Genomic DNA, 10,032 nt, shown 5'->3' with positions numbered 1-10,032 from the left:
GGCATAGGGCCATCAGTCGCAGCAACAACAAGGATAGCGCCGTCCATTTGAGCAGCACCAGTGATCATGTTTTTAACATAATCGGCGTGTCCAGGACAATCTACGTGTGCGTAGTGACGAGTAGGCGTATCGTATTCAACGTGTGAAGTTGAGATTGTGATACCGCGCTCGCGCTCTTCTGGAGCGTTATCGATTGATGCGAAATCTTTAGCAACACCGCCGTATACTTTTGCAAGTACGTTAGTGATTGCTGCAGTTAGGGTAGTTTTACCGTGGTCAACGTGGCCGATTGTACCTACGTTTACGTGCGGTTTTACGCGTTCAAACTTTGCTTTTGCCATGACGGAACCTATCAGTTTTGTGTATCTAGATTACATATGAAAATAATCCACCAGAGGTAGATTAAGTTAAATTTTTCAAATTTCAAATAGTATTTTCTGACAGATAAAGGAAGTAATCAAGAAGATTCTAAGACTGGTGCTGATAGGCAGAGTTGAACTGCCGACCTCACCCTTACCAAGGGTGCGCTCTACCAACTGAGCTATATCAGCAACACCAGAAACTGGAGCGGGCAGCGGGAATCGAACCCGCATCATCAGCTTGGAAGGCTGAGGTAATAGCCATTATACGATGCCCGCGTTAGCAACCTGTTCTTAAACTACCTCTAACCGTCAAGAATAAAGTGGTGGAGGGAGCTGGATTCGAACCAGCGAAGGCTGAGCCGTCAGATTTACAGTCTGATCCCTTTGGCCGCTCGGGAACCCCTCCACGATAATTCTTTACTAAACACTTTCGGTAAAAGGAAAGTGGTGCCGACTAACCGAGTCGAACGGTTGACCTACTGATTACAAGTCAGTTGCTCTACCAGCTGAGCTAAGTCGGCACTGCTTTAGTACGGGGCGAGATATTAGAGGAAGGTTGGTGGTGATGCAACAAGAAAATTAAAAAAAATGTGATTTTATGTGCCGAACGCTCACAAATCAGGCAAAACAGCCTGTTTTTGTTAATTTTTGCTCAATTCATACCAGTAATTGAGCCCCTTCATCACTAATTGCGGATCATAAATCGCGTCTAAAAATTGCGCTTTCAATAATGCACCATAGCCACCAGCAAAAATTAGTTGAGGTTTTTTATTGGTTAAATGTAATTTTGCTTGTTCAACAGCCCCTAAGGTTGCCACTAGCGCGCCATTTTTTAAACCATTAGGTGTGTTTACACCCAGCTCATTCGCAAAAGGCGTGTTGGCATCATCAAAAACACGCTGCGTATTCTGTGTTAATGAGCGTGTCATGAGATCAAGGCCAGGTAATATCCAACCTCCCAAATGTTGTCCTTGTGCTGTAAGTACATCAATTGTTGTGGCTGTGCCTGTGTCTATCACGATGCAATCTTGTTGCGGCCATAATTGAAAAGCAGCAATTAAACCAAGCCAGCGATCAATACCTAAATTACTAAATTGTTGATACGCACAGCTAAGGTTACTCAATTGTTTAGTCACTTTCGCTTCAAAACATGGCACCTGAAATGCCGATGCTTGTGCTAATAGTCCATTGAGTTGCTCATTTTTACCAACACTTGCATAAACCAGCTCGTTAATTTTCCGCCAAGGTAGCGCACTAACATCACACGGCTTGATTTCGCCTTGCTGGCATAGCGCTGCTTTAAGTGCTGTATTACCTACATCGATTAATAATCTCATTGAACTGCCTTGCGTAGTGAAATTTCACCACCGTAATAGCTTTTAACCTCACCATCTTGGCGAATACGAATACCACCTTGTGGATCTATGCCTTCACAGATACCGCGCCAGCTTCTATGCCCGGTATTTAACTCCACACACTGTCCTGCAAAGGCGTTGAGTTCGTTCCACTGCTGATACATGTCATGCAAGCCAGTTTGACTGTACTGCGCTAATCGTTGCTCAAGGTGGTATGTTAAATGTGCCACCAGCTGATTTTTATCAATCTGTTGGCTATGTTGGCTCAAATCAGTCCACGCTTGGTCGATTTGCTGGCTGTAGCTTGTGGGCATTTGCAAATTAATACCAATACCTATCACGAGCTGGCATGGCCCTTGTGGCTGACCATCTAATTCGACCAAAACACCTGCGAGCTTTTCTTTATTAAGATAAATGTCGTTTGGCCACTTGAGTTCAATATCTAACTGATACAGTGCTTTTAACGTATCGTAAACAGCTAAGCCTACTGCGATAGACATACCCATTGCGGCTTGCAGCCCGTCATCTAAGCGCCAGAAATAACTATAATACAAGTTCGCACCAAATGGAGACTGCCAAACGCGTCCGCGTCGCCCACGCCCTGCTTGCTGCATTTCCGCGACGACGACAGTGCCTGAATCCAGTGTTTGTTTAGCCGCAATACGGCGCATTAACTCACTGTTGGTCGAATCAATGATCGGATGCACTTCGATATGTGCCGTACTGGCGTTCAAGCCTTGATAATATTGCTGGATCTTATTTTGCTCTAACAAGCCCACGGAGTTATTAAGGCTATAACCCTTACCGCTAACTTTAAAAATATCCAGCCCCATCGCTTGTAAACTTTGCATATGTTTACTCACTGCGGCGCGACTAATGCCAAGTTGCTCACCAAGTAATTGCCCAGAGATAAAGCCACCCTGATTGAGCGCATTTAAGATTGCTAATTTATTACCATCCGGCGCCTTCATGCTAACTCCCCTAAACCGATATGGCATTCAGTATCATTATTCATCAAGCGAACTTCGTGCTGTAAGCTTATTTGATAACGTTGCCATATTTGCTGCTGGATATGTTGAATCATTTTAATTAGGTCACTGCCTTCACTGCCACCATAATTAACTAAAACTAATGCTTGTTGCTGATGCACTTCAATTCCTGCGATACGGTATCCTTTTAACCCTGCTTGTTCTATTAACCAACCGGCAGCTACTTTATGGTGGTGTTCATCATAGTAATAATGAGGCAACTGCGGATGCGCGACGAGCAATTCGCTAAGTAACTGGTTTTCTATAATTGGGTTTTTAAAAAAGCTTCCGGCATTGGCAAGTATGTAAGGATCCGGTAATTTGCTGTTACGAGTTTTAATCACTTGCTCAAAAACCGTCTGCGCCGTTACCGACTGAAGCTGTTGTAAAGGACCGTAGCTTAACTCTGGCTGCCAAAGTTTTGGTAATGCCAATGCAACACAAGTGATCACTGCTTTATTTTTTAATTGATGCTTAAAAATAGACTCTCGATAGCCAAACTCGCATTGTTGACAACTAAGGCGGATGAGCTGCTTAGTGGCGATATCAAAATATTCTACGTATTCAATAAATTTTGCCAGCTCTACACCATAGGCACCAATATTTTGTACCGGTGCTGCGCCAACTGTGCCGGGGATCAAAGCAAGGTTTTCAAGCCCAGGCATCCCTTGTTTGAGCGTATATGCAACAAGCTGATGCCAGTTTTCTCCTGCAGCAACTTCAAGTAAGTAATCATTGTCGCGTTCAATGATGGCGATACCGGTAGTCGCCATTTTAATTACAGTGCCTTGATAATCGCTTAAAAATACCGTGTTACTACCTTCACCTAAAATGCAAAAAGGGCTATCAAACGTCAGTAGCTGTAATTGTGTAAGGTCAGTGATTTCGCACAGTTGTGAACACTGGCTCGGTAAAGAAAATGTATGAAAAGCTTGCAAAGAGAGAGCCACAAAATGCCCCAAAGGTTAATTGTCACTAATCGCAATAGTGTAACCTATCGTCGCAAAACGCGCATCAGATTGTAAAAATTGCTCAACCCTGATGGTCAATCATGATATAAAACCTGCACTTTTTATTTCCGTCCAGGGTCAATATGAAACTTAAACCACTTTTTTTAAGCCTCGCAATGGCAGGTATGTGCTCTCAAGCAATGGCCAGTGCCATTGATCAAAATTCCTATGCTAATCTTGATGATGTTATTACCACACACTTAAATCTTGATTTAGACGTTGATTTTGCCGACAAGCAGTTAGAAGGTTTTGTTGAGCATACGTTACAATGGCAAAATGCCGACAGCAAAACATTGGTACTTGATACCCGTGACTTAGATATTGATAAAGTAATGTATCAAGATCAAACTGGTGGCTGGCATAAAGCAAAATTTACCCTTGCTGCACGTGATGATGTTAAAGGCTCAAAGTTAACTATTACTTTTAAAAACCAAGCAGCAAAAGTACGCATTTACTACAATAGTCGCCCAGAAGCATCAGGCTTACAATGGTTAACACCTGAGCAAACAGCCAGTAAAACTCATCCGTTTATGTACAGCCAATCGCAAGCAATTCATGCTCGTAGTTGGATCCCAGTACAAGATACACCAGCGATGCGTGTAACTTACTCGGCACGTATTCATACACCTAAAGATGTTCGTGCGGTGATGAGTGCTGACAACAAAGATGCACTTTATAAAGATGGCGATTACATTTTTGATATGCCTCAAGCAATCTCTCCTTACTTAATTGCGATTGGCGCTGGTAATCTAGAATTTAAAGCTATGTCACGCCAAACCGGCATTTTTGCTGAACCAACCATTTTAGATGCATCAGTTGCTGAATTTGAAGACACGCAAGCGATGATCGATAAAACAAGTACCATGTACGGTGAATATGCTTGGGGCCGTTATGACCTCTTAATGTTACCGCCGAGCTTTCCTTTCGGTGGCATGGAGAATCCACGCCTGTCGTTTATCACTCCAACGGTTGTTGCTGGCGATAAAAGCTTAGTTAACTTAATCGCTCATGAGCTTGCTCACTCTTGGTCTGGCAACTTAGTAACCAATGCTACATGGGAAGACTTATGGCTGAATGAAGGTTTTACCTCGTACGTTGAAAACCGTATTATGGAAGAAGTTTATGGTCGTGACCGTGCGGTTATGGAGCAAGCGCTTGACGCTGCAGGCCTGCGTGCTCAACTTAAAACTATTGCAGCGCCAGATACTCGCCTTAACTTAAAACTTAATGGCCGCGATCCGGACGATGCATTCAGCTCAGTGCCATATACTAAAGGCCAGCTATTCTTAATTTACCTTGAAAACAAGTATGGTCGCGACAAGTTCGACCCATTTGTAAAAGCCTATTTTAAAGAGTTTTCATTCAAATCTTTGACCACCGCAGAGTTTGTTACTTACTTAAAAGCGAACTTAATTGAACAGTATCCAGGTGTTGTTAGCATGGATAAAGTAAACGAGTGGATTTTTCAGCCTGGCTTACCGAGCGATGCACCAAACCCAACCTCAGATGCATTCGATAAAGTAGATAGTGCAACTGCAGCATGGTTAAAAGGTGAAACAACAGCCGCACAACTTCCTACGGCAAATTGGACTGTGCATGAGTGGTTACACTTTTTAAATAACTTACCACGTGATTTAAGCCTAGATAAAATGGCGATGCTAGACAGTGAGTTCAATCTTACACAATCAACTAACGCAGAGCGTGCTTTTGCTTGGTTTATGCTTGCGGTTGGCAATGGCTATCAACCTATCTATCCAGCACTTGATAAACACTTATCAGGTATTGGCCGTCGCAAGTTAATCGTGCCGTTATACAAAGCTCTAATTACTAATGGTAAACGTGAATGGGCACATGACGTATACCTAAAAGCGCGCCCGGGTTACCACCCACTTGCGCAAGGTACTATTGACGACTTGTTTGCTAAGTAATAGCTAAATAACTCAAAATTAAAAAAGGGCGATTTATTCGCCCTTTTTGCTATCTATTTTAATCAGCGCTATTTATTTTTAGTGACTTTATCAATGAAAGCTTGCTGCTCTTGAGCACTGGCTTGTTGCCACCAAAAATCTAACATGGCGGCAGCACTAGGCGCATTACCTGCATTAGGTGCAGGGCGAGAAACTGGAGCTTGTAAATTAGCAGCATTAGGTGCAGCTCTGGTTGTTGATGCTGCTGTTGGCGCTACTTGCACTGTCGCAACTTGAGAGCTGGCACTACTTGTCAAATCAGGCTCAGCTATAATAGCCAGTGGCGTGCCTAATGACGCTCCTTTTGCTTGTAAGCTCACTTGCGGCGCTTCTGCAAAAACTTCTGCTGCTACCGCATTATCAGCACGGTTAAACACCACATCATAATCTGTATTAGCAGCAATGGTCATCGTCACCCAAAATGGTTCTGAGTCGATAACTTGATGCTCATCGTAACCTTGCTCGTACAGATCGGTGTATTTAAGTTTGACCTGATATACGCCAGGAACTAGTTCGATTTCATCAACACGATTGAAAAATGAATGTTCAATTTTCTTATCGCCCACTTGTAATGGGACTATTTCTTCAGGAAAATTAACGGTTTCAGCCACACTTGTCGCACTCAAAAATAATGATACAATACCGCTTAATAATATCTGTTTACGCATAATAGCTCCTTGTTGTTTGATTTCAGTTTGACACTGCAGGCAAAGTTTGTCATTAGTGACTTTAGTACAACCGACAAAGAGCCCTTTAAATGAGCCAAGAAACTATTTTTACTAAAATTATTAACCGCGAGATCCCAGCTGATATCATCTACGAAGATGAGCTTAGTTTAGCGTTTAGAGATATCAACCCTCAAGCCCCTTTTCACGTGCTGATTATCCCGAAAAAAGCGATTGCGACCATCAATGATATTACTGAGCAAGATGCGCCAATTGTTGGCCACCTGTATGTGGTAGCTGCGAAAATAGCCAAACAACAAGGCTTTGCAGAGGATGGTTTCCGCGTGGTAATGAATTGCAATGAACATGGCGGGCAAACTGTTTATCATATCCATTTACATATGCTAGCTGGTAAAATAATGGGATGGCCTCCTTATCAAGATAAGACAAAAGGTTTAATTTAAACTGGTTTACTGTAAATATTTGTAAAAAAACACCAACTTTGGAAAAAATATTATTTTATATTAATTTCAATCATTTACAGTTATTTTTAAATTTTTCCTTTGTGAAAAATACGAAAAACGTTATAAAACTATGCATATCTTACCCCCAAGTAATAAATTTCTAATACAAAAGGAGCGGGTTGCATGTTAGGATTGATTGGTCAACTTTATTCAAGAGTATATAAGTATGAGTAGTACAGCCTTTTTGTTACTAGATCTAGAGCCAATTAATACAATTGGTATTAATGTATTAGAGCCTTTATTAAAAACCCAAGGGCTCAATGTTACTAACGGAACAAACATATCTGAAGTTCCTGAGGGAACGCGCTTATTGTTTATCGAAACATCAAGCCAAGACGCTTGGGGTAAATTGAAAGAGCAACTGGTCAACCTACGAGTTAAATGCGATATCGTATTATTCAACTTAGACGAAAATCCAGAACTTGCTAATCGCGCATTGCTGAGCGGTATTCGTGGGGTTTTTTATACTACCGACAACGCTGATGTGCTAATGAAAGGCATTCGTTTATTACTGGAAGACCAGCTGTGGTATCGTCGTGATATCATGTGCAACGCGTTAAACCGTATGCTGCAATTTAATAAAGACGCATTACATAAACTTACTGACGGTGATATTGAACCAGTAAAATTAACTAAGCGTGAAAAAGCAATTATCTCTTTGATGAGTAATGGTTCTAAAAATAAAGAAATAGCTGAAGCGTTAAGCATTAGTCCACACACGGTAAAAACTCATTTATACAGCGCATTTAGAAAGACAAAATGTCGTAATCGTATTGAATTATTATCGTGGGCACAACAAAATATTCCTGACGAAATTCGCTAGCCTAGCAACTCTTATTTTAATATTAAAAACAGGTACTTTGTGCCTGTTTTTTGTTTATTCAAGAGCGCGATATTTGCTAACAAACGCAATTGCCATTATTCTAAACTCGTCACCTCGATCTGCTTGGAATATGAATGCTCGACTCCCTCACGCTCTACTCTGCCAGCGCCGCCATGATGGTCGTCATGGCATTACTCAATTTTTTAACTTGGCGCGCTAATAAACATACCCCAGGCACAGTGCTGTATATACTTTATCCTTTAGTGCTATTTATTGCCTTGATGAGCTTTGCCTTACATGGTCATTTCGATAGCACCGCCACTATTGTACTTGCAAATAGTTTATGGTTTAGCGCATCCATCATTCATGCGTTAACAATCAGCCAATTTTTAGGTTATCGCGGCAAAGAGTTTCGGTTTTTTGTATTAGCAACCTTATTTTGCGGAGCGTTGCTAATGTACTTTACCGTAGTTGACTCTAACCTACGTAATCGTATGCTGGCCTCTGATTTACAGCATATAAGCGAAGCATTTTTCTTACTTTATTTATTTATTCGCTTTGCGCGCAAACCTTACCCTAACGGTAGCATCGTCTATATTTTGATCCTTACGATTATCAGCTGTATTTTTACTGGGCGAGTTTTTTTAATGGAAGGTGTGAACAACCTAACACTACTGAAAGAAAACTGGTTTACCATTACGTTATTGATCAATGGTGTGATTGCGCCAATATTTTATACCACTGGAATGGCGTTACTGTGTAATGAGCGTAGAGAGCAAAATCTCAACCAACTAACGAGCAAAGCGCAAAAAGATTTAGAAATTCGCGGGCTATTCTTATCAACTATTAGCCATGAAATTCGCACCCCCCTCAATGGTATTTTAGGTAGCGCACAACTAATTTTGAATCAATCAACCGATCCCCGTGATAAACCTTACTGCGAAGCCATTATAAACTCTGCAGAATCACTTAACTTATTGGTTGATAAAGTACTTGATTACGCCAGCCTAGACCAACACAACGAAGCGCTCTATGAGGAAGACGTAGAATTTAAAACCTGGTTGCATAACTTATGTTTATTACTTAGCCCACTAGCTGAGCAAAAGCGCTTAAAGTTTGAGTTAATATACAATCTTCCTGAGCAAGCTTGTTACTACTGCGACCAACAAAAACTAAGGCAAATTATTATTAACCTAGTCGGTAATGCAATTAAATTTACCGATAAAGGTGAAGTTAAAATTCAGGTGGAATTACTCGAAGAACGCCAACTTGAGCACCACATTCGCATCAGCGTAATTGATTCAGGTCCAGGCATTGAAGATGACGAAATTGAGTACCTTACAGAGCCTTACGTACAAAGCAGTGCCGGCAAAGAAAAAGGTGGCACAGGTCTTGGTCTTGCTATTACCAGTCGCTTGCTTGATAAACTTAATTCAAAGCTCGATATTATCAGCAAACTAGACCAAGGTAGCTCGTTTAGTTTTGATATTACTCTGGCACTTGGCGAGTTGAGTTTAGTTGAACAACGTCATCAATCGAAGGACTACTTAACTGGATTAGACGTATTATTGGTCGAAGATTTAGATTTAAACCAAAAGATAGCTATTGAGTTTATGGCCGATGACGAACATAAAATCAAACTAGCCCGTGATGGTAAAAGCGCTATCGAACTAATGCAAACCTACCATTTTGATGTTGTGCTACTAGATATGAACTTACCGGACTTTACTGGTCAAGAGGTACTCAAAACTCTCAAAGGTATGGAACATAAAAATCAACGTACCCCTGTACTGGCCTTTACAGCCAGTTTAAGTCCTGACGAAATAAAAGAATATTTTACTTTAGGGATCAAAGACATTGTTGGTAAACCTATAAAGCAACAAAAGCTACGCCAAGCATTGAGTGACTCACAAAACAGCCAGGCACCTAGTGTTGCGGTAGAACTCAGTGACATTTTGTATGATGACACCGCCGCCGAAACATTAAAAAGTTCTTTTAGCGAAGATGAAATATCTTCTATATACAACGAGTTTGTGCTGTCTGCTCGTAACAAGCTGATCCGTGCTCAGCAATTATTAGATGAAGATAAAGAACAATGTATCAAGCTGCTCCATCGCCAAGCAAGTACCGCTTTACAGCTCGGTTTTAACCGCTACGGCATAGAGTTAAAAAAAATAGAACGACGCTTACTCGACAACAAACCGCTTAAAGAGTCACTCACAGAAGCATTGGTGTTATGGCAAAATAGCCTTGAGCAGTATTTAAAGTATGTCAGGGAGCAGATGAGTTGACGAATTG

9 protein-coding genes and 4 tRNA genes are annotated in these 10,032 nt (G+C 41.3%); 4 read left to right on the top strand and 9 right to left on the bottom strand.

Annotated elements, in window-relative coordinates; genetic code table 11:
- The 8 genes from H5200_RS18705 to murB all read right to left on the bottom strand — a co-directional run.
- Positions 1–341 (bottom strand): GTP-binding protein (locus tag H5200_RS18705; protein ID WP_182762015.1); only part of this gene is annotated, 341 nt, incomplete at its 3' end.
- A 134-nt stretch (positions 342–475) separates the two neighbouring features.
- A tRNA-Thr gene (locus H5200_RS18700) sits at positions 476–551 on the bottom strand.
- 12 nt (positions 552–563) lie between these two features.
- Positions 564–638: transfer RNA gene (locus H5200_RS18695), tRNA-Gly, on the bottom strand.
- Positions 639–683: 45 nt separating this feature from the next.
- Positions 684–768: transfer RNA gene (locus tag H5200_RS18690), tRNA-Tyr, on the bottom strand.
- A 39-nt stretch (positions 769–807) separates the two neighbouring features.
- Positions 808–883, bottom strand: a tRNA-Thr gene (locus tag H5200_RS18685).
- 120 nt (positions 884–1,003) lie between these two features.
- On the bottom strand, positions 1,004–1,699 hold the full coding sequence (locus H5200_RS18680) for a type III pantothenate kinase (RefSeq protein ID WP_182719320.1): 696 nt from the start codon (positions 1,697–1,699) through the stop codon (positions 1,004–1,006).
- Positions 1,696–2,688 (bottom strand): bifunctional biotin--[acetyl-CoA-carboxylase] ligase/biotin operon repressor BirA, encoded by a 993-nt coding sequence (gene birA, locus H5200_RS18675; RefSeq protein ID WP_149983335.1) that lies wholly within the window; start codon positions 2,686–2,688, stop codon positions 1,696–1,698. Before birA ends, H5200_RS18680 begins: the two co-directional genes overlap by 4 nt.
- On the bottom strand, positions 2,685–3,695 hold the full coding sequence (murB, locus tag H5200_RS18670) for a UDP-N-acetylmuramate dehydrogenase (RefSeq protein ID WP_182719319.1): 1,011 nt from the start codon (positions 3,693–3,695) through the stop codon (positions 2,685–2,687). Before murB ends, birA begins: the two co-directional genes overlap by 4 nt.
- 143 nt (positions 3,696–3,838) lie before the next feature.
- On the opposite strand from murB, the gene H5200_RS18665 reads away from it, so the two are divergent.
- A complete protein-coding gene (locus H5200_RS18665) occupies positions 3,839–5,683 on the top strand; it encodes a M1 family metallopeptidase (RefSeq protein ID WP_182740885.1) in 1,845 nt (614 codons plus the stop codon).
- Between the two features lie 68 nt (positions 5,684–5,751).
- Here the strand turns inward: H5200_RS18665 and H5200_RS18660 are convergent, their stop codons facing one another.
- Positions 5,752–6,390, bottom strand: coding sequence for a DUF2057 family protein (locus H5200_RS18660; RefSeq protein ID WP_149983338.1), 639 nt, complete (start codon positions 6,388–6,390; stop codon positions 5,752–5,754).
- An 89-nt stretch (positions 6,391–6,479) separates the two neighbouring features.
- Between H5200_RS18660 and H5200_RS18655 the strand changes: the two genes are divergently transcribed.
- From H5200_RS18655 to H5200_RS18645, 3 genes are all read left to right on the top strand, one after another.
- Positions 6,480–6,851 (top strand): histidine triad nucleotide-binding protein, encoded by a 372-nt coding sequence (locus H5200_RS18655; protein ID WP_149983339.1) that lies wholly within the window; start codon positions 6,480–6,482, stop codon positions 6,849–6,851.
- Positions 6,852–7,077: 226 nt separating this feature from the next.
- Positions 7,078–7,734: a response regulator transcription factor gene (locus H5200_RS18650; RefSeq protein WP_149983340.1), complete on the top strand. Its 657-nt coding sequence runs from the start codon at positions 7,078–7,080 to the stop codon at positions 7,732–7,734.
- A 134-nt stretch (positions 7,735–7,868) separates the two neighbouring features.
- A complete protein-coding gene (locus H5200_RS18645; protein WP_182762176.1) occupies positions 7,869–10,025 on the top strand; it encodes an ATP-binding protein in 2,157 nt (718 codons plus the stop codon).
- The last annotated feature ends 7 nt before the right edge of the window (positions 10,026–10,032 follow it).

The organism is Pseudoalteromonas sp. SG43-7 (genome assembly GCF_014164295.1).
In the GTDB taxonomy this organism is placed as follows: Bacteria; Pseudomonadota; Gammaproteobacteria; order Enterobacterales; family Alteromonadaceae; genus Pseudoalteromonas; species Pseudoalteromonas rhizosphaerae.
This window is presented reverse-complemented; position numbering and strand designations above follow the sequence as displayed.